Raw genomic sequence first — 20,000 nt, forward strand, 5'->3', positions numbered from 1 at the left:
TGCCGATAATCTCGTAGCAGGGGCCAAACCCCGGCATTTATGGCAAACTTCGCGCCTATAAATGCCGGTCCCGCGGTTTTGAGCCCTTGAGGGGTTGGGCGGGGCGGAACAACGCGACGTCTGGTCGACGCCCACGAACGGGACGCGACTCTTTATGTGTTGGTACGACGGTACCAACGCTTTGTGCCTAAAACAGATTAGAGAAACGAGCATGCATAACGTCGTCATCAGCGGCACCGGCCTGTACACCCCGGCCAACAGCATCTCCAACGAAGAGCTGGTGCAGTCTTTCAATACGTATGTCGCCCAGTTCAACGCCGATAACGCCGAGGCCATCGAGCGTGGCGATGTGCAGGCCCTGACCGAGTCCAGCGCTGCGTTTATCGAGAAGGCTTCCGGGATCAAGAGCCGCTTTGTCATGGACAAGGAAGGCATTCTCGACCCGACGCGCATGGCGCCACGCTTGCCTGAGCGTTCCAATGACGAGTGGTCGGTGCTGTGCCAGATGGCCATCGGCGCGGCCGAGCAGGCCCTGCAACGCGCCGGCAAGACCGCCGCCGATATCGACGGGGTGATTGTCGCCTGTTCCAACCTGCAACGCGCCTACCCGGCTATCGCCATCGAAGTCCAGGAAGCGCTGGGCATTGAAGGCTTCGGGTTCGACATGAACGTGGCCTGTTCGTCGGCCACTTTCGGGATCCAGACGGCGGCCAACAGTGTGAAGCTGGGCCAGGCCCGGGCGATTCTGATGGTCAATCCGGAGGTCTGCACCGGTCACCTGAACTTCCGTGACCGCGACAGCCACTTCATCTTCGGTGACGCTGCCACAGCCGTGATCATCGAACGTGCCGACCTCGCGACGTCGGCCTACCAGTTCGATGTGGTCAGCACCAAGCTGTTGACCAAGTTCTCCAACAACATCCGCAACAACTTCGGCTTCCTCAACCGCGCGGCGGAGGAGGGCATTGGCGCCCCAGATAAGTTGTTCGTCCAGGAAGGCCGCAAGGTGTTCCGTGATGTCTGCCCGATGGTCGCGGAGTTGATTGGCACGCACCTGGCGGAAAACGCCCTGGACGTCAGTGATGTGAAGCGCTTCTGGCTGCACCAGGCCAACCTCAGCATGAACCACTTGATCGTCAAGAAGTTGCTCGGTCGTGAGGCCACTGAAGTCGAGGCCCCGGTGATTCTCGACACCTACGCCAACACCAGTTCGGCAGGCTCGGTGATTGCCTTTCACAAGCATCAGGACGATTTGCCCGCCGGTTCCCTGGCCGTGCTCAGTTCGTTCGGCGCCGGTTACTCGATCGGTAGCGTGATTCTGCGCAAGCGCTAATGAGCGAAGACCGGCAGTTACTCGACCGCCTGCTGGCGGGCGAGCAGCAGGCGTTCAAGGAATTGGTCGCCGCCTACCAGGGCGCGATGCGTGCGGTGGCGTATGCCATCGTCGGCTCGCGCAATGCCGATGAAGTGGTGCAGGATGCCTGGCTGTCGGTCGTGCGCAACCTGGCCGGGTTCCAGGGGCGTTCGAGCCTCAAGACCTGGTTGCTGACCATCACCGCCAATGCGGCCAAGAGCCGGTACAAGCACAACCGCCGCGAAGTGCTGCTGGACGACCTGCCGTCGCCCCATGGCACGGTCGATGATGATCGATTCTCTGCCGGCGATGAGCATTGGCGAGTGGCACCGTTTGCCTGGCATCAGGACACGCCGGAGGCGCTGCTCACTGAAGACGAACTGCGCCAGTGCCTGGAGAAAACTCTGCTCAGCCTGCCCGAACTGCAAAGCAGCGTCCTGCTGCTGCGTGACCGACAGGGCCTGGAGCTGGAAGAAATTTGTAATCTTCTGGAGATCTCCCTCTCCAATGTTCGCGTGCTGCTGCACAGGGCACGGTTGAAGGTCTTCGCGACCGTTGAGCATTTCGAGGAGTCAGGCCAATGCTGACGTGTAAGGAACAAGTGGCGCGCTCCAGCGATTACCTCGATGGCCAGTTGAGTTTTCGCGAACGCTTGATGGTGCGCCATCACTTGATGTTTTGCCCCAACTGCCGGCGTTTCATCCGGCAGATGCGCCTGATGCAGGCCACCTTGCGCGCAATGCCCGAGGAGCCGGTCGTGGGTGTCGATGAACTGGCTGAGCGCCTGGCCAGCGAGCAGCGCAAGCACCGCGACTAGTTCACGCCCTCGCGTACTATCCCGTCATCGTACTGATCTGAGGCCGCCCGCCCGGGGGGCTGTCGGCGTGTTTTATATATTTCCTTTCGAAGTAAAAAAGTTCCGCTGTCATAAAATCTTTATCTAAAAGAAACCCCTCTGAAATAACCCGTCGCCAAGATTCCCTCCCAACACAAGCGGGCCTGAACCGCGTGTTTCCAACGCTTTTAGACCACCAATTAGGGGAACTCTTCGATGATCCGTAAGCACTTCGCCGGTTTTGCCGCCAGCGCACTGGCCCTGGCAGTAACCGCCCAGGCTTTCGCTGGCACCGTGACCACTGACGGCGCCGATATCGTAGTCAAAACCAAAGGCGGCCTTGAGGTCGCAACCACGGATTCGGCGTTCAGCTTCAAGCTGGGCGGTCGTCTGCAGGCCGACTACGGCACGTTCGACGATTACTACACCAAGGATGGCAAGACTGGTGACGGCGCCTACTTCCGCCGGGCCTACCTGGAGCTGGGCGGCACTGCGTACAAGGACTGGAAGTACCAGATCAGCTACGACTTCTCCCATAACTCCGGTACGGCTGACGACGGTTACTTCGATGAAGCGTCGATTTCCTACGTCGGTTTCAAACCGGTCGGTCTCAAGGTGGGCCGTTTCGACGCAGACTTCGGCCTGGAAAAAGCCACCAGCTCCAAGTGGGTGACGGCGATCGAGCGAAACGCGGCCTACGAGGTGGCGGATTGGGCCAACTCCCACGAAAACGGCATGGGTATCCAGGCCAGTTCCGTCGTAGGGGACATGGCTTACCTGTCGTCCAGCGTTGCGGCCAAGGACATGAACGACAGCCACGGCAACAGCGTGAAGCAGTTCAACGCCCGTGCGGTGTTCGCGCCGCTGCATGAAACCGGCAACGTGTTGCACTTTGGTCTGGACTTCGCGACCCGTGACCTGGGCGACGTTTCCTTCGACTCGCGGATCCGTCCGCGCCTGGGTGTTCGTGGCGTGTCCACCAACGGCGGCAACGATGCGGGCACCAACGGCAACCGCGCGACCTTCGGCGGCGGCGTGGGCCTGAGTTCCTCCAACCTGACGGCGGTTGGCGCCTATGACACCGACACGGTGTGGGGCGGTGAATTCGCCTACGCCACCGGTCCGTTCTCGGCCCAGGGTGAATACCTGACCCGCAAGATGAAGGCCGACAGCAGTTCGTACAAAGACGTGAAGGCCAGCGGTTACTACGGTCAACTGGCCTACACCCTGACTGGCGAATCGCGGGTCTACAAACTCGACGGCGCCAAGTTCGACACCATCAAGCCGGAGAACAAGCAGTACGGTGCCTGGGAAGTGTTCTACCGCTACGACCACATCAGCGTCGATGACGAGAACGTGGTCTCCAAGACCGCTACCCGTGATGTGGGCGACGCCAAGGCCAACGTCAACACCATCGGTTTGAACTGGTACGCCAACGAGGCCGTCAAGCTCTCGGCTAACTACGTCAATACCAAGACCGACAACATCACCAACAACGTGGGCGATGACAGCGGCAGCGCCTTCGTCGGCCGTGTGCAGTACGTGTTCTAACGTGTATCCAACGTAGCAAGAGCTCTTCCTTCATCCGTTAAAGCTCTCCTTTTGTTTCACCCCGCCCCGGCGGGGTTTTTTTATTTCGGCGGTTGCATGAGATGGGGGATACTCGCGAGTCTTGGGGGCTACGCCGTTGGAGTTAAGAATGCCGCTACATGTTTTGCACAGTGTGTCTGACATTGCTCCCGAGCAATGGGATGCGCTGGTGCCCCTGAACCAGCCGTTCCTGCGTCATGCATTCCTCAGCAGCCTGGAAGACAGCGCCAGCCTGGGGCCGCATTCCGGCTGGCGGCCCGAGCACTTGCTGCACCGCGAAGGCGAGCGCCTGGTGGCGGCACTGCCCAGTTATCGTAAATGGCACTCCTACGGTGAGTACGTGTTCGACCATGCCTGGGCCGAAGCCTGTGATCGAGCCGGGATTGACTACTATCCCAAGTTGCTCAGCGCAGTGCCGTTCAGCCCGGTGAGTGGTCCGCGCCTGCTGGCAGCCACCGTACAAGAGGGTTTTGAGCTGCTGGCCAGCCTGCCGGGTTACCTGGAGATCGAAGGGCTGTCCAGCGCCCACATCAACTTCACCGACCCCTTTACCGATGCCGCCCTGGCCGAACAGCCGGGTTGGTTGCAGCGCGTGGGCTGCCAATATCACTGGCAGAACCGAGGGTATCGGGACTTCCAGGACTTTCTCGACGCCTTGAGTTCACGCAAGCGCAAACAGATGCGCAAGGAGCGCGAGCAAGTGGCGGGGCAGGGTATTGAGTTCCAATGGCTGGAGGGGCATCAACTGGACGAGGGCCAGTGGGATTTTGTCTATGCCTGCTACGCCAACACCTACGCGGTCCGTCGGCAGTCGCCCTACCTGACGCGGGAGTTCTTCAGTCTTCTGGCCGAGCGCATGCCCGAGGCGATCCGGGTGGTACTGGCCACGCAGGGTTCACGGCCGGTGGCCATGGCCTTCAGCCTGGTGGGCGGCGACAGTTTCTACGGGCGCTATTGGGGCTGCCTGGCGGAGTTCGACCGCCTGCACTTCGAGACCTGCTTCTACCAGGGCATGGACTACGCCATCGCCCAGGGTTTGCAGCGCTTTGATGCCGGCGCCCAGGGTGAGCACAAGCTGATTCGAGGCTTCGAACCGGTGATCACCCATTCCTGGCACTACCTGCGCCATCCGGGGTTGAAGGCCGCCGTGGCGGACTTCCTGGCGCGCGAGCGCATCGGGGTGTTGGGCTATGCAGAGGAAGCGCGATCAGCCCTGCCTTATCGACAGGGCTGAACCTTGCGTGCGGTCAGTCGTCTTCCTTGGCCAGCCAGCGATACAGCACGCCGCCCACCACCGCGCCGAGAATCGGTGCCAGCCAGAACAACCACAGTTGCTGGATCGCCCAGCCGCCGACAATCAACGCCGGGCCGGTGCTGCGCGCCGGGTTGACGGAGGTGTTGGTGACGGGGATCGAGATCAGGTGGATCAGCGTCAGGGCCAGGCCGATGGCAATCGGGGCAAAGCCGACGGGCACCCGTTTGTCAGTGGCGCCGAGGATGATCAGGATGAACATCATCGTCATCACCAGCTCCGTCACAAAGCCCGCCGCCATCGAGTAGCCGCCGGGCGAGTGATCGCCATAGCCGTTGGAGGCCAGGCCGCCCGCCAGTTCAAAGCCGGGCTTGCCACTGGCGATGAAGTACAGCAGCGCGGCGGCAATGATCCCGCCGAGCACCTGGGCAATGATGTACGCCGGCAGCTCCTTGGCCGGGAAGCGTCCACCGACCACCAGCCCGACCGACACGGCGGGGTTGAGGTGGCAACCGGAGATGTGGCCGATGGCAAAGGCCATGGTCAGTACCGTCAAGCCGAATGCCAGGGCGACCCCGAGCAAGCCGATCCCTACGTTGGGAAATGCCGCTGCCAGCACTGCACTGCCGCAACCACCCAACACCAGCCAGAACGTACCTACCAACTCTGTAGCCGAACGTTTGAACAGAGACATGAGAGAGCCCTATCGAGTTAACGCCGCCGTGTGCCTCCAGCAGATGGACTGCAGAACCATCACCAGATCCTGAGCTGAGTGAAGCAGGATTTTTCCCGAATTCCACTCAGACATAAAAACGCCAGAGGCCCTGTGCATGGGGCTCTGGCGGCTATCGCGGATCAACCTGTGTGAGCAACCTGTGTGGGAGCGAGCCTGCTCGCGAAGGCGGCGCCACATCCGGCACTGATGTGACTGACAGACCGCTTTCGCAAGCAGGCTCGCTCCCACAGGGGCAAGGCTCAATCGATCCCGACAAATCCCCCGGTCTGGTGCTGCCACAGACGCGCGTACAAGCCGCCATGGGCCAGCAACTCGGCGTGGGTGCCGCTTTCGGCGATGCGGCCATTTTCCAGGACCACCAGGCGGTCCATCCGTGCGATGGTGGAAAGCCGGTGGGCGATGGCGATCACGGTCTTGCCCTGCATCAGGGTTTCCAGGCTTTCCTGGATCGCCGCTTCCACTTCGGAGTCGAGGGCTGAGGTGGCCTCGTCCATGATCAGGATGGGCGCGTCCTTGAGCAGCACCCGGGCGATGGCGATCCGTTGGCGCTGACCGCCGGACAGCTTGACCCCGCGCTCGCCGACATGGGCGTCGAAGCCGGTGCGGCCCTCGGCGTCCGACAGCAGCGGGATGAACTCGTCCGCACGGGCCTTGCGTACCGCCGACCAGAGTTCTTCGTCGGTGGCGTCAGGCTTGCCGTACAGCAGGTTGTCACGGATCGAACGGTGCAGCAGCGAGGTGTCCTGGGTGATCATGCCGATCCGTTCACGCAGGCTTTCCTGGGCAACGTGGGCGATGTTCTGGCCGTCGATCAGGATCTGCCCGCCTTGCAGGTCGTAGAGGCGCAACAGCAGGTTGACCAGGGTCGACTTGCCGGCGCCCGAAGGGCCGATCAAGCCGATTTTTTCACCGGGCTTGATGATCAGGTTGAGATCGTCGATGACCCCGCTGTGCTTGCCATAGTGGAACGCTACGTGCTCGAAGCGCACTTCGCCGCGCTCCACGTTCAGGCGTTGCGCGCCTTCGCGGTCGGTGACGCTGATCGGTTGGGCGATGGTCTGCAGGCCGTCCTGGACCATGCCGATGTTTTCGAAGATGCCGTTGACCACCCACATGATCCAGCCCGACATGTTGACGATGCGGATCGCCAGGCCGGTGGCCAGGGCAATCGCGCCCACCGAGATCAGCGACTGGCTCCACAGCCATAGGGCCAGGCCGGTGGTGCCGACGATCAGCAGGCCGTTCATGCTGGTGATGGCCACGTCCATGCTGGTGACCACGCGTCCGGCGAGTTGGGCTTTTTCGGTCTGTTCGGCAATGGCTTCGCGGGCGTATTGCTGTTCGGAGCGGGTGTGGGCGAACAGCTTGAGGGTGGTGATGTTGGTGTAGCCATCGACGATGCGGCCCATGAGGCGGGAGCGCGCATCGGAGGACGCCACGGAGCGTTCCTTGACCCGGGGCACGAAGTAGAACAGCACGCCAATGTAGGCGCCGATCCACATCAGCAGGGGGATCATCAAGCGCCAGTCGGCTTCGGCGAACAGCACCAGCGCACTGATGGCATAGATCAGCACGTGCCACAGTGCGTCCACTGCTTGCACGGCAGAGTCGCGCAGGGCGTTGCTGGTTTGCATGATCCGCTGCGCGATTCGCCCGGCGAAGTCGTTCTGGAAGAAGTTCAGACTCTGCTTGAGCACATAGCTGTGGTTCTGCCACAGGATCAGGCTGGTCATGCCCGGGCTCAGGGTCTGGTGCACCAGCAGGTCGTGCAGGCCGACGAAGATGGGCCGCAGAACCAGCGCCACCACGGCCATCCAGGCCAGTTCGAGGCCGTGTTCCTGGAATATGTTGGCGTTGGGCGCGCCCTGGGCCAGGTCGATGATGCGGCTCAGGTAACGGAACAGCGCCACTTCGATCAGCGAGGCGACCAGCCCGACAAACAGCAGGGCGGCGAAGCTCGGCCAGACTTGGCGCAGGTAGTAGAGATAGAAGGGCAGGACCCGGTTCGGCGGGGCGTCTGCGGGGGCGTCGCGGAAATAATCGATGAGTTTTTCGAAGCGGCGATAGAGCATCAGTTGAACGCCCGGGGACGGGCTCTCCTTTTAGTCGATGCGGGCGGCGCGACGATCAGTCGCTGCCGCCCAATACGCCCTGGACAGGTCAGTCGATGCGCTTGGCCGACTTGATGAACACAGGGTCGGTGGGTACGTCCGACATGCCGTTTTTTCGGGTGGTCGGGGAGTTGACGATGATGTCCACCACGTCCATGCCCTTGACCACTTTGGCGAACACCGCGTAACCCGCGTCGCGACCCGGGTCCAGGAAGTCGTTGTCCTTGACGTTGATGAAGAACTGGCTGGTGGCCGAGTCTGGATCGGAGGTACGGGCCATCGACAACGTGCCACGCACGTTATGCAGGCCGTTCTTGGCTTCGTTCTTGATCGGTGCCTCGGTGGGCTTTTGCGCCATTTGCGCGGTGAAGCCGCCGCCCTGGACCATGAAGCCCGGGATCACGCGGTGGAAGATGGTGTTGTTGTAGAAACCGCTGTCGACGTACTTGAGGAAGTTCGCGGTACTGATCGGTGCCTTGACCGGGTCCAGTTCGATTTCAATGGTGCCGTTGGTGGTGACCAGTTGCACGTGTGGCGCCTTGGCGGACTCGGTGGCGGCCATCAGGTTGGCGGCGAACAGGACTGCGCCTGTGACAAGGGCAATTTTTTTCAGCATGGGTCAGTGATCCTGGGTTGTGGTGTCAACGGCGGTTAGAAATTCAAGCAGGGTTTGGTTGAAGCGGTGTGGCTGGTCCAGGGGCGTAGCATGGCGTGAGTCATCGATCACCACCAGCCGCGCATCGGGCAACAGCTTGACGTAGGCTTCTTTCAGCGCCACCGGGGTGTAGTCGCGGTCAGCGCTGATGACCAGGGTTGGACAGGTGACCTTGCTCAGTCGTTCCTGAACCCCCCAGCCAACAATGGCATTGAAGCTGGCGAGATAAGCACGTTTGTCGTTTTTTGCCCAGCGTTCGGCAATTTTTTGTCGCAGGTCGGCTTGTTCCGGCTTGGGGAACAATTTGCTGCCCAGGGCCTTGCCGATCGTGGCGAGGCTGAGCACGCGCATCAGGCTCCAGCGCTTGAACCACTGCCAATAGTCGTCGGCGCTGTGCAGCTTGACCTGCGGCGCGCTGTTGACGATGGTCAGGCTCTTGAGCAGGGCCGAATGGTCCACCGCCAGTTGAAACCCGATCATGCCGCCCATGGACAATCCCACCAGGTGGCTCGGGCCCAGATTCAGGTGTTCGATCAGCGCCACGGTATCAGCGCTGAACGCGGCGATGCTGTAGCGCTCCCGTGGCTTGTCCGAACGGCCATGGCCGCGCACGTCGGGAACGATGACCCGATAGTGGCGCGACAGCTCGGGAATCTGCTTCTCCCAGTCCAGGGTGCTCGACCCCAGCCCATGCACCAACAGCAGCGGGGTGCCGTGGCCGTATTCCTCGTAGTGCAATGTGCAACCGTCGTGTTCGAAATAGGCCATGGGGCGACTCCTTGTCAGGCTTGTTGGGGGGCGGCGAACGGTGCATCCAGCGGCGCTGTATCGAAGGTGCGCAGCAGCTCGATGAGAATCTGCGTGGCCGGGCCCAGGGGTTTGTCCTTGTTCGAGTAGAGAAAGAAACTGGGGTTGCGGCTGCCGCCCTGATCCAACGGTAGCAGCTTGAGCACGCCTTCCTTGAGTTCGCGTTCGATCATGTGCCGTGGCAGCCAGGCGAAACCCAGGCCGCTGCTGACGAACGTGGCCGCGGTGGCCAGGCTGCCGACGGTCCAGCGTTGCTCGGCGCCGAGCCAGCCGACGTCGCGCGGTTGCTGGCGCCCGGAGTCGCGGATCACCACTTGCAGTTGGCTTTCCAGGTCCTGGAAGTTCAACTCGCGGTTGAACCGGTGCAACGGATGTTCGGGATGGGCCACGGCGACGAACTCGACCGCGCTCAATTCGGCGCCCAGGTAACCGGGAATACTGAAGCCGCTGATGGCCAGGTCCGCCACGCCTTCGAGCAGGACTTCCTCGACACCGGACAGCACTTCCTCGCGCAGTCGCACCCGGCAACCGCGGCTTTGCGGCATGAAGGCAGTCAGGGCGCGAACCAGGCGGGCGCTGGGGTAGGCGGCATCGACCACCAGCCGCACTTCCGCCTCCCAGCCCTGTTCCATATGGTGCGCCAGGTCTTCCAACTGGCTGGCTTGCTTGACCAGTTGCCGCGAGCGTCGCAGCAGCACGCCGCCAGCGTCGGTCAGCACCGCCTTGCGTCCGTCTATGCGCAGCAGCGGTACGCCGAGTTGGTCCTGCATACGCGCCACGGTATAGCTGACGGACGACTGCGAGCGGTGCAGCACCTCCGCAGCCTGGGCAAATCCACCGTGATCGACCACGGCTTGCAGCGTGCGCCATTGATCAAGGGTCACGCGGGGCGCTTTCATGATGAGCTCCTCTTGTCCTAAGCTGGCAGCTTCCCATGGAGGCTGCCGAATGAAAAAAATCTGTTGTGTGTTGCTGGCGATGGTGCCGTTGAGTGCGTTTGCCTATCCCATCGCGGTCGAAAAAAGCCTCAATGGCCTGAAGATCGATTACATCACCTACGACACCGACAGTGACATGGGCTCCATCCAAGTGGCGAACTACGGCGATGTCGATGCGTCATGCAAGGTGGTGTTCTCCAACGGCCCGGAAGCACCCCGCACCCGCCGGATCGAGGTCCCTGCCGGCAAACACAAAAACGCCAGCGCCAAATTCAGCCGCGCCATCATCCGGCTGAAGATCGATCTGAGTTGCACTGAAAAATGACCGCGGGTGGAGCAGGCGCGCTGGGTATGCTCCGCTTATAAACGAATTTATTGATGGGTTATAGCAGTTATTTGCGCTTTTTCATCGATACGACTCTGTTTAACCTTCACTCCATCGACTTACAGCATTCACCGATGGAGGCTACATCCCATGTCCCGCGTTCTGATCATCGAAAGCAGCGCCCGCCAGCAAGACTCGGTATCGCGTCAACTGACCCAGACCTTCATCGAGCAGTGGAAAGTAGCCCACCCGGCTGACTCGATCACCGTTCGCGACCTCGCGACCGATCCGGTGCCGCACATGGACGTCAACCTGTTGGGCGGCTGGATGAAGCCTGCCGAGCAGCGCACTGAGATCGAGCAAGCCTCGCTGGAACGCTCCAACCACCTGACCGACGAATTGCTGGCCGCCGATGTGTTGGTGATGGCAGCGCCGATGTACAACTTTACGATCCCCAGCACCCTCAAGGCCTGGCTCGACCATGTACTGCGTGCCGGCGTGACCTTCAAGTACACCGACACTGGCCCGCAAGGCCTGCTCACCGGCAAGCGTGCCTACGTGCTGACCGCGCGCGGCGGGATCCATGCCGGCAGCACGACGGATCACCAGGAACCGTACCTGCGCCAGGTCATGGCCTTCATTGGTATCCACGACGTCACGTTCATTCACGCCGAAGGCATGAACCTGGGTGGTGACTTCCAGGAGAAGGGCTTGAACCAGGCCAACGCTCAACTGGCCCAGGTCGCCTGATACGTTAATCGCCAGATAATCGCCGGATGGTCTAGTGACCTGGCGCAACCCCTTCAAGGCTCTACGCGCATCGAACCTCCCTTTGCACTTGTTGCTCCTGAGTGCTGCCGCCCGATTGAACGCTTTAGCGAGATCGGGCTTTTTTTTGCCTGGGATTTGTTGGTCTCGCTCCCACACAAACTTTGTGTCGTTTGACTGTTCGCGGTCAGGGGCAAAAACCGCTATCGTCGCCGCCATTCGAAACGAGGCGAACATGGGCTATCTACTTTTTGTCACGCTGATCCAGGCGTTTTCCTTCAGTCTGATTGGCGAATACCTGGCCGGTCACGTCGACAGCTACTTCGCCGTACTGGTGCGTGTGGTGCTGGCGGGGTTGGTATTTATTCCGTTGACCCGCTGGCGCTCGGTGGAGCCTGGGTTCATGCGTGGGATGTTGTTGATCGGCGCCTTGCAGTTCGGCGTGACCTACGTTTGCCTGTACCTGAGCTTTCGGGTGCTGACGGTGCCGGAAGTGCTGTTGTTCACCATCCTCACGCCGTTGCACGTGACCTTGATCGAGGACGCGCTGAACCGGCGCTTCAATCCCTGGGCGCTGGTGGCCGCGTTGGTCGCGGTGCTGGGGGCCGCGGTGATTCGTTACGACCGCATCAGCCCGGACTTCCTGATGGGCTTCCTGCTGCTGCAGCTGGCCAACTTCACCTATGCCGCAGGCCAGGTGATGTACAAGCACCTGGTCGCTCGCTACCCCAGCGACCTGCCGCATTACCGGCGTTTCGGCTACTTCTACCTGGGTGCCCTGTTGGTGGTGTTGCCGGCGTTCCTGCTGTTCGGCAAGTCGAACTTCCTGCCTGAAGCGCCGTTGCAATGGGGCGTGTTGGTGTTCCTGGGGCTGGTGTCCACGGCGCTGGGCCTGTACTGGTGGAACAAAGGCGCCTGCCTGGTCAATGGCGGGACCCTGGCGGTGATGAACAACCTGCACGTGCCCGTTGGCTTGCTGCTCAACCTGCTGATCTGGAACCAGGATGAAGCGCTGGGCAGGCTGATGTTTGGCGGGTTGGTGATCGTGGCGGCGGTGTGGATCAGTCGGTTGGGGGTGCGCCGAACTGAAGTTGTACGCTAATTCTGTGGGAGCGAGCCCGCTCGCGAAGACGGCATGACAGGCAATGGTTGACTGGCAAATCGCCTTCGCGGGCAAGCCTCGCTCCTACATGAGGAGGCGGGTTACAGCGCCTGGTTTTCCAGCTGAGGAATATGACCGGCCCCCAGCACCGCCGGCAGCACGCCTGCGCGCAAGTCATTGCCGCTCGGTTGCTGGTACAGGCTGAGGCCAAACTCCGGCAGCACCGCCAGCAAGTAGTCGAAGATATCGCCCTGGATACGCTCGTAGTCGCCCCACGCGGTGGTGCGGGTGAAGCAGTAGACCTCCAGTGGCACGCCTTGGGCGGTGGTTTGCATCTGGCGGACCATGCAGGTCATGTTCGGCTGGATCTCCGGGTGGCTCTTCAAGTACGCCAGCGCATAGGCGCGAAACGTACCGATGTTGGTCATCCTGCGACGATTGGCCGACAGCGCCGCCACGTTGCCCTGGGCTTCGTTCCAGGCCTTGAGTTCGGCCTGCTTGCGGCTCATGTAGTCGGTGAGCAGGTGGATTTGGGTGAGCCTGTGCTCTTGCTCATCGGTGATGAAGCGCACACCGCCGGCGTCGATGAACAGACTGCGCTTGATCCGCCGGCCCCCCGCGGCCTGCATGCCACGCCAGTTTTTGAAGGACTCGGACATCAGGCGCCAGGTCGGGATCGAGACGATGGTCTTGTCAAAGTTCTGCACCTTGACGGTGTGCAGGGTGATGTCCACCACATCGCCATCGGCCCCCACTTGGGGCATTTCGATCCAGTCGCCGACCCGCAGCATGTCGTTGCTGGTCAGTTGCACGCTGGCGACGAATGACAGCAGGGTATCCTTGTACACCAACAGGATCACCGCCGACATCGCGCCCAGGCCGGACAGCAACAACAGCGGCGAGCGGTCGATCAGGGTGGCGACAATGATGATCGAGCCGAACACGTACAAGACCATCTTGGCCATTTGCACGTAGCCCTTGATCGAGCGGGTTCGGGCGTGTTCGGTGCGGGCGTAGATATCCAGCAGGGCATTGAGCAGGGCGCTGATGGCCAGCATCACAAACAAAATGGTGAACGCCAGGGCGACGTTGCCCAGAAAGTGCTGGGTCGTCTTGTTCATCTCCGGGATCAGGTTCAACCCGAACTGGACCACCAGCGAAGGCACCATCTCGGCCAGGCGTTGGAACACCTTGTTTTTGATCAGGTCATTGAGCCAATGCATCGCCGGCTGGCGGCCGAGCAATTTGACCGCGTGCATAATCAGGTAGCGCGCCACTCGTCCGACGATCAACGCGACGGTCAGTAACAGCAACAAAGCCAGGGCTGAGTAAACGCGTGGATGCTGTTCCAGGCCGTTCCAGAGTAGTTGGGCATTGAGCCAGAGCTGTTGGAGATCCATAGGCTAAAACGATTCTTCTGTAGGACAAGTCCCTTCGATTAAAGCATTTAAGACACGCAAGGTTACGATCTGGGACAAAGCCGCTAACAAAATAGCCACTGTTTACCCTCGTTTGCATAAAGAAACTCGGCCTGAGCGCTCGAAACCGTTACCCTATGCAGCTGATTTTTGTATTTCTTCGAGGTAGCACCCGTGTTTTCCCAATTCGCCCTGCACGAACGCCTGCTCAAAGCCGTGGCCGAGCTTAAATTTGTCGAGCCAACGCCGGTGCAGGCAGCGGCTATCCCGCTCGCGCTCCAAGGGCGTGACCTGCGGGTGACGGCACAAACCGGTAGCGGCAAGACCGCGGCCTTTGTCCTGCCGATCCTTCATCGCTTGATCGGCCCGGCCAAAGTCCGCGTCAGCATCAAGACCCTGATCCTGCTGCCGACCCGCGAGCTGGCCCAGCAGACCATCAAGGAAGTCGAACGCTTCGCCCAGTTCACGTTCATCAAGTCCGGCCTGATCACCGGCGGTGAGGACTTCAAGGTCCAGGCCGCGATGCTGCGCAAGGTGCCGGACATCCTGATCGGTACGCCGGGGCGGATGATCGAGCAACTGAACGCCGGCAACCTGGACTTGAAAGAAGTCGAAGTGCTGGTGCTCGACGAAGCCGACCGCATGCTCGACATGGGCTTTGCCGAAGACGTACAGCGCCTGGTCGAGGAATGCACCAACCGCCAGCAGACCATGTTGTTCTCCGCCACCACCGGCGGTTCCGGCCTGCGCGACATGGTGGCCAAGGTCCTGAACAACCCTGAGCACTTGCAGCTCAACAACGTCAGCGACCTGAACGCTACCACCCGCCAGCAAATCATCACCGCGGATCACAACCAGCACAAAGAGCAAATCCTCAACTGGTTGCTGGCCAACGAGACCTACCAGAAGGCCATCGTCTTCACCAACACCCGTGCCATGGCCGACCGTATCTACGGCCGCCTGGTGGCTCAGGAGTACAAGGCGTTTGTCTTGCACGGTGAAAAGGACCAGAAGGACCGCAAGCTGGCCATCGACCGCCTGAAGCAGGGCGGGGTGAAGATCCTCGTCGCCACCGACGTGGCCGCACGCGGCCTGGACGTGGATGGCCTGGACCTGGTGATCAACTTCGACATGCCGCGCAGTGGCGACGAGTACGTGCACCGTATTGGTCGCACCGGTCGTGCCGGTAACGATGGCCTGGCGATCTCGCTGATCTGCCACGGCGACTGGAACCTGATGTCGAGCATCGAGCGCTACCTCAAGCAGAGCTTCGAGCGCCGCACCATCAAGGAAGTCAAAGGCACCTACGGCGGACCGAAAAAGGTCAAGGCTTCGGGCAAGGCCGTTGGCGTGAAGAAGAAAAAGACCGACGCCAAGGGCGACAAGAAGAAAACCGGCGCCAAGGCACCGACCAAGCGCAAGATCGCCAACCGCCCGAAGACCGACGCCCTGTCGCTGGTCAGCAAGGACGGCATGGCCCCGCTCAAGCGCCGCAAGCCAGAAGCGCCGGCGGCGGAATAACGCGCCGTAGTACGCCCATAAAAAAACCGGACGGATGTCCGGTTTTTTTATGGGCGGTGGAATGTAATCGGCTGCCCACGCGCAATGGCCTCGGCCGTTCAGCCGATCAGCAGGGTGCGGGTTTGATCTAAGGTCATGCGGGGGAGGGTTCCAGTCCTAGCGCTTTGAGGCTCAAAGCGCTTAGGGACCAGGGTGTTGCGAGGGGGTATTACTTTTTGCCCAAGGTGATCTGCTTGGACGGGCCGAATGTCTGGCCGCTGACGCCTTTGGCAATTTGCTGGATCTCGCCACCGGACTTGAGGAAAGCAGCGATCTGGTTGTTGATCGATTCGCTGGTTTCAACTGCTGGAGCTGGCTTTGCTTTGCTGTTGGATGCTTTTACACGCATGGCGGCCATTAACCTGTAGAAAATGAACTTGGCCACGCATCGTACAGGAAATACTTGACAATTGCTTGGTAAATATCCCCCTGAAATAACCAAGGGCTTGTCTCAGTTAAACCTGAGTTGTTGTCATGATATTTACCTAAGTCACTGTTTTAAATAACAACCCTGCGGTGAAAAGGGCAATGCGAGGTTCCCGGAGCGCATCGCTGCCCGTCACCACGGCCTGACGAGCGGACTGCTACCGGGTGTAAACCTCAGGAAAATCGCGGCTTGGCGAGGAAATTTCCGACGAGGTCCCAGCGGTCCTCCAACGGCGACGGCAAAACCGGGTAGAATGCCGCCCACGCAATGAGGGTATTGGAAATGGCTTTAGTCGGGCGCTACAACAGTTTGCAAGTGGTTAAACACACTAACTTCGGTTTATATCTGGACGGTGGCGCGGACGGCGAGATTCTTTTGCCCAATCGTTATATCCCCAAGGATATTCCCAGTGAAGATGAAGACTGGCTGAACGTTTTTATCTATCTGGACAGCGATGACAAACTCATCGCAACTACCGAAAAGCCGAAAGTTCAGGTCGGTGAGTTCGCCAGTCTCAAAGTTGTTGAAGTCAACAGCATCGGGGTATTCCTTGACTGGGGCCTGCCCAAGGACCTGCTGTTGCCGTACTCGGAAGAAAAGCGCCAAATGACCGCGGGCGAGTACTGCGTGGTGCATGTCTACCTCGACAAGCACACGCGCCGCATTACCGCGACCGCGCGGCTGGACCGCTACCTGGATAAGACCCCGGCGAACTATCAGCCCGGCCAGGAAGTTGACCTGCTGGTGGCCGAAGCGACCGACATGGGCTTCAAGGCGATCATCAACAACAAGCATTGGGGCTTGATCCACAAGAACGAAATCTTCAAGTTCATGCGTGCCGGCAAGGAAGAGAAGGGCTTCATCAAGGAAGTGCGGGCCGACGGCAAGATCAGCCTGAGCCTGCAACCGGTCGGCGAAGAGGCCGCCACCAGCCTGAACTCGAAGATCCTCGCCAAGCTGCGTGACAACAACGGCACCTTGCCGGTCAGCGACAAGAGTGATCCGGCCCTGATCAGTAGCCTGTTTGGTGTCAGCAAGGGCAACTTCAAGAAGGCCATCGGTGCCTTGTACAAGAACGGCCAGATCGTCATTCATGCTGATCGCATCGAACTAAGCTGAGGGTCGGGTGAGGGATAGTCATGTCATCAACTGATCGCCAGGCTTCGTGATGATTGCCACTCGGCGCAACGCCGATGGTTTTGCCCTGCAGGTGATGCTGGGCTTGTGCCTGGTGTGGGGCATCCAGCAGGTGATGATCAAGTGGGCGGCGCCAGACATCGCCCCGGTGATGCAGGCCGTCGGCCGCTCGGGCATCTCGGCGCTGCTGGTGGGCTTGCTGATCTGCTGGAAGGGCGGCTGGGACCAGGTTGGCCACACCTGGCGTGGCGGCTTGCTGGCGGGCAGCCTGTTTGCCCTTGAGTTCTTGTTCATTTCCGAAGGGCTGCAACTGACGACGGCCGCGCACATGTCAGTGTTTCTCTACACCGCACCGATCTTTACCGCGCTGGGCGTGCATTGGCTGCTGCCGAGCGAGCGCTTGCGGCCGGTGCAATGGCTGGGGATTGTGCTGGCCTTCATCGGCATTGGGTTGGCGTTCGCCGGTGGAGTGTCGTGGGACAACCTGGACCGGCGCATGTTGCTCGGTGACGCCTTCGGCGTGTTGGCCGGCGCGGCCTGGGGCGCGACCACGGTGGTGGTGCGTGCCTCGCGGTTGTCGGAAGCGCCCGTGACCCTGACCCTGTTCTATCAATTGATTGTCGGGTTTGTCGGCTTGTTGCTGATCGCGATCCTCAGCGGCCAGGTGACACACGTACAGCTGACGGCAGTGGCGGTGTCCAGCGTGCTGTTCCAGGGGCTGGTGGTGTCTTTTTTCAGTTACCTGATCTGGTTCTGGCTGCTGCGCCGCTACATGGCGGCGAACCTGGCGGTGTTCTCGTTCATGACGCCACTGTTCGGCGTCACGTTTGGGGTCCTGCTGCTGGGGGAGAAACTTACCGTCAACTTCGTGATCGGTGCGGTGCTGGTGCTGCTGGGCATCACGTTTGTGAGTGCCGAGCAGTGGGTTCGTCGACGTTTGCGCAAAGCGCTTGGGCAACACTGAGGGCGCGCAACGACGCAAGACGCGCGCCCAGCCCGCCACCGCGGTTGATTCAGATCAATCCAGTAACAGATCTTTGCGTACTGAGGCGAGCATTGCGTAGGACTTCGGACTACTATCTGTACGAAGCGTCTACAGAAGTGGGGCGCTCGGCACTACCCTGAAGGGGGGGCATCATGAAAGAGAAACTGCAAAACTGGCTCCACGACCTCGGTGTTGCGCTAGGTTTGATCGAACCACCTCTGCAACCTGTGCCCATTCGTACCGATGACGAGCAACGTCGACGTCAGCCGCGCCGCCGGTAACCATCCCGGCACCTGAGCCTGTGGATACGGCACCTGATCAAAGGTGCCGATGCAGCGGTTGTCCAGGCACGCTGCGCCTTCTCTCCCCGGAACCATTGCGCAATTACCGTCATGCCCGGTACGCAGTGGCCGTGCCCGCGCGTTGATGGCCAGCACTTTCCTTCAGGCGAAAAAAAACGGGTGCAGCAACCGATGCTGCACCCGCCGAAGAAAGGTGTGAGGCGTCTAACCTGAGGTTAGATCGCGCTGGCCAGGGCTTCCTGGCGACGGGTCGCCAGGCTGACCACGATGAAGCTCACCAAACCGACAGCCAGGCTGTAGTAGATCGGGGTGTTGGCGTCCAGGCCGTCGGTGACCATGAACACCAGGGCCGTGACGAAGCCCAGGCCCATGCTGGCGATAGCGCCGGCGGTGGTCGCGCGTTTCCAGAAGATCGCACCGATCAGTGGGACCAGCATGCCGCCCACCAACAGGTTGTACGCCAGGGTCAGGGCGCTGATCACATCGTTCACCACCAGGGCGATTGCCAGTACGACCAGGCCCGTCAGTGCGGTGAACAAGCGGTTCATGCGCAGGCTCGACGGTTTGCCGCCGCGCAGCTTGGGGATCAGGTCTTCAGTCAGGGTGGTTGCGGCAGCGAGCAGGCCGGCGCTGGCGGTGGACATCATGGCGGCCAGGGCGGCAGCGATCACCAGGCCACGGATACCGTCCGGCAGGGACAGTTTGACGATGGCGGCGAAGGCGTTGTTGACGTTGTCCAGGTCCGGGATCAGCACGTGAGCGGCCATGCCGATCAGGGCGCAGGCCAGGCCGTAGAGAATGCAGTACAGGCCGGCGAAGGTCCCTGCGTATTGGGCAACGCGTGCGCTCTTGACGGTGAACACCCGTTGCCAGATGTCCTGGCCGATCAGGATGCCGAAGAAGTAGATCATGAAGTAGGTAACGATGGTGCCCCAGCCGATGGTGGTGAAGTTGAAGGCCGCTTCGGGCAGCTTCAGCACCAACTCATCCCAGCCGCCGACGCGGTACAGGCAGATCGGCAACAGGATGAACATCAGGCCCACGGTCTTGATCACGAACTGCACGATGTCAGTCAGGGTCAGCGACCACATGCCGCCAATCGCCGAGTAGACCACCACCACGCCGCCGCCGAGGATCACCGAGATCCAGAACGGCAGGTCGAACAGCACTTGCAGCACGGTGCCGATGGCCAGGATCGAGGTCACGCCGATCATCAGCGCATAGGCCAGCATGATGATCGCGCTCGCGGAGCGGGCCATCGGGTTGTAGCGTTTTTCCAGGACTTGGGTAACGGTGTAGATCTTCAGCTTCAGCAGCGGCTTGGCCAGGAACAGGTTCAGCGCCACGATCCCGCAGCCGAGGGCCGCGCACAGCCAGAAGCCGGAAATACCATGGACATAACCCAGGCGCACGGTGCCCACGGTGGACGCGCCACCCAGCACGGTGGCGGCCATGGTGCCCATGTACAGCGTCGGGCCCAGGTTGCGACCGGCGACAAGGAAGTCTTCGTTGGTCTTGGCTTTGCGCATGCCGTAGTAGCCAAGTATCAGCATCGCGGCGGCGTAGATGAGTACGACAAATAAATCTAAAGCCATGATGGCGTGTCTCCGATTGTCTTTCTTATGGTGAGCCTGGAATCATTTATGTGTGGGAGCGAGCCTGCTCGCGAAGGCGATCTATCCGTCACATCGGTGTTGA

At 60.8% G+C, this 20,000-nt stretch carries 20 protein-coding genes; 12 read left to right on the forward strand and 8 right to left on the reverse strand.

Annotated features, from left to right (window positions below):
• Positions 1 to 211 precede the first annotated feature (211 nt).
• The 5 genes from BMW74_RS02860 to BMW74_RS02880 all read left to right on the forward strand — a co-directional run bounded on the left by BMW74_RS02860 (position 212) and on the right by BMW74_RS02880 (position 5,013).
• Positions 212 to 1,333 carry a beta-ketoacyl-ACP synthase III gene (locus tag BMW74_RS02860; protein WP_093413316.1) on the forward strand — a complete coding sequence of 374 codons (1,122 nt, stop codon included), beginning with the start codon at positions 212 to 214 and terminating at the stop codon, positions 1,331 to 1,333.
• Positions 1,333 to 1,941, forward strand: a complete 609-nt coding sequence (locus BMW74_RS02865) for an RNA polymerase sigma factor (protein ID WP_093413318.1) — start codon at positions 1,333 to 1,335, stop codon at positions 1,939 to 1,941. The genes BMW74_RS02860 and BMW74_RS02865 overlap by 1 nt, the downstream gene beginning before the upstream one ends.
• Entirely contained in the window at positions 1,935 to 2,171 is a 237-nt protein-coding gene (locus BMW74_RS02870; protein ID WP_093413321.1) for an anti-sigma factor family protein, read from the forward strand. The genes BMW74_RS02865 and BMW74_RS02870 overlap by 7 nt, the downstream gene beginning before the upstream one ends.
• 234 nt (positions 2,172 to 2,405) lie before the next feature.
• Complete coding sequence (locus BMW74_RS02875) at positions 2,406 to 3,740, forward strand: OprO/OprP family phosphate-selective porin (protein ID WP_093413323.1); 1,335 nt, start codon at positions 2,406 to 2,408, stop codon at positions 3,738 to 3,740.
• A 148-nt stretch (positions 3,741 to 3,888) separates the two neighbouring features.
• Positions 3,889 to 5,013, forward strand: coding sequence for a GNAT family N-acetyltransferase (locus tag BMW74_RS02880; RefSeq protein ID WP_093413325.1), 1,125 nt, complete (start codon positions 3,889 to 3,891; stop codon positions 5,011 to 5,013).
• Positions 5,014 to 5,026: 13 nt separating this feature from the next.
• Here the strand turns inward: BMW74_RS02880 and aqpZ are convergent, their stop codons facing one another.
• The 5 genes from aqpZ to BMW74_RS02905 all read right to left on the reverse strand — a co-directional run bounded on the left by aqpZ (position 5,027) and on the right by BMW74_RS02905 (position 10,239).
• Entirely contained in the window at positions 5,027 to 5,725 is a 699-nt protein-coding gene (aqpZ, locus tag BMW74_RS02885; protein WP_093413327.1) for an aquaporin Z, read from the reverse strand.
• Between the two features lie 281 nt (positions 5,726 to 6,006).
• Entirely contained in the window at positions 6,007 to 7,839 is a 1,833-nt protein-coding gene (locus tag BMW74_RS02890) for an ABC transporter ATP-binding protein (protein ID WP_093413331.1), read from the reverse strand.
• A gap of 88 nt (positions 7,840 to 7,927) precedes the next feature.
• The gene (locus BMW74_RS02895; protein WP_093413333.1) at positions 7,928 to 8,494 is read right to left on the reverse strand and encodes a peptidylprolyl isomerase; all 567 of its coding nucleotides are present in this window, start codon (positions 8,492 to 8,494) and stop codon (positions 7,928 to 7,930) included.
• Between the two features lie 3 nt (positions 8,495 to 8,497).
• Positions 8,498 to 9,301: an alpha/beta fold hydrolase gene (locus BMW74_RS02900; RefSeq protein ID WP_093413336.1), complete on the reverse strand. Its 804-nt coding sequence runs from the start codon at positions 9,299 to 9,301 to the stop codon at positions 8,498 to 8,500.
• Between the two features lie 14 nt (positions 9,302 to 9,315).
• Entirely contained in the window at positions 9,316 to 10,239 is a 924-nt protein-coding gene (locus BMW74_RS02905; protein WP_093413339.1) for a PA3225 family LysR-type transcriptional regulator, read from the reverse strand.
• 49 nt (positions 10,240 to 10,288) lie between these two features.
• Here BMW74_RS02905 and BMW74_RS02910 point away from each other — a divergent pair, with 49 nt between their 5' ends.
• The 3 genes from BMW74_RS02910 (at position 10,289) to BMW74_RS02920 (ending at position 12,473) form a co-directional block, all read left to right on the forward strand.
• A complete protein-coding gene (locus BMW74_RS02910; protein WP_093413342.1) occupies positions 10,289 to 10,603 on the forward strand; it encodes a 3-phosphoglycerate kinase in 315 nt (104 codons plus the stop codon).
• Positions 10,604 to 10,753: 150 nt separating this feature from the next.
• Positions 10,754 to 11,353, forward strand: a complete 600-nt coding sequence (locus BMW74_RS02915) for an FMN-dependent NADH-azoreductase (RefSeq protein WP_093413344.1) — start codon at positions 10,754 to 10,756, stop codon at positions 11,351 to 11,353.
• 253 nt (positions 11,354 to 11,606) lie between these two features.
• On the forward strand, positions 11,607 to 12,473 hold the full coding sequence (locus tag BMW74_RS02920; protein ID WP_093413347.1) for a carboxylate/amino acid/amine transporter: 867 nt from the start codon (positions 11,607 to 11,609) through the stop codon (positions 12,471 to 12,473).
• Positions 12,474 to 12,574: 101 nt separating this feature from the next.
• Here BMW74_RS02920 and BMW74_RS02925 read toward each other — a convergent pair whose 3' ends face one another.
• Positions 12,575 to 13,873, reverse strand: coding sequence for a mechanosensitive ion channel family protein (locus tag BMW74_RS02925; protein WP_093413350.1), 1,299 nt, complete (start codon positions 13,871 to 13,873; stop codon positions 12,575 to 12,577).
• A gap of 192 nt (positions 13,874 to 14,065) precedes the next feature.
• On the opposite strand from BMW74_RS02925, the gene BMW74_RS02930 reads away from it, so the two are divergent.
• Positions 14,066 to 15,412, forward strand: a complete 1,347-nt coding sequence (locus BMW74_RS02930; protein ID WP_093413353.1) for a DEAD/DEAH box helicase — start codon at positions 14,066 to 14,068, stop codon at positions 15,410 to 15,412.
• A gap of 208 nt (positions 15,413 to 15,620) precedes the next feature.
• Here BMW74_RS02930 and BMW74_RS02935 read toward each other — a convergent pair whose 3' ends face one another.
• Positions 15,621 to 15,809: a hypothetical protein gene (locus BMW74_RS02935; RefSeq protein ID WP_017337097.1), complete on the reverse strand. Its 189-nt coding sequence runs from the start codon at positions 15,807 to 15,809 to the stop codon at positions 15,621 to 15,623.
• A 351-nt stretch (positions 15,810 to 16,160) separates the two neighbouring features.
• Here BMW74_RS02935 and BMW74_RS02940 point away from each other — a divergent pair, with 351 nt between their 5' ends.
• The 3 genes from BMW74_RS02940 (at position 16,161) to BMW74_RS25355 (ending at position 18,281) form a co-directional block, all read left to right on the forward strand.
• Positions 16,161 to 16,997 (forward strand): CvfB family protein, encoded by an 837-nt coding sequence (locus BMW74_RS02940; RefSeq protein WP_093413356.1) that lies wholly within the window; start codon positions 16,161 to 16,163, stop codon positions 16,995 to 16,997.
• 49 nt (positions 16,998 to 17,046) lie between these two features.
• Entirely contained in the window at positions 17,047 to 17,979 is a 933-nt protein-coding gene (locus tag BMW74_RS02945; RefSeq protein WP_093413359.1) for a DMT family transporter, read from the forward strand.
• Positions 17,980 to 18,152: 173 nt separating this feature from the next.
• Positions 18,153 to 18,281 (forward strand): PA1414 family protein, encoded by a 129-nt coding sequence (locus tag BMW74_RS25355; protein WP_256562504.1) that lies wholly within the window; start codon positions 18,153 to 18,155, stop codon positions 18,279 to 18,281.
• 236 nt (positions 18,282 to 18,517) lie between these two features.
• On the opposite strand, the gene BMW74_RS02950 is transcribed toward BMW74_RS25355, so the two are convergent.
• The gene (locus BMW74_RS02950; protein ID WP_093413362.1) at positions 18,518 to 19,897 is read right to left on the reverse strand and encodes a sodium:solute symporter family protein; all 1,380 of its coding nucleotides are present in this window, start codon (positions 19,895 to 19,897) and stop codon (positions 18,518 to 18,520) included.
• Positions 19,898 to 20,000 lie beyond the last annotated feature (103 nt).

This window comes from Pseudomonas sp. ok272 (genome assembly GCF_900109995.1).
Lineage (GTDB): Bacteria > Pseudomonadota > Gammaproteobacteria > Pseudomonadales > Pseudomonadaceae > Aquipseudomonas.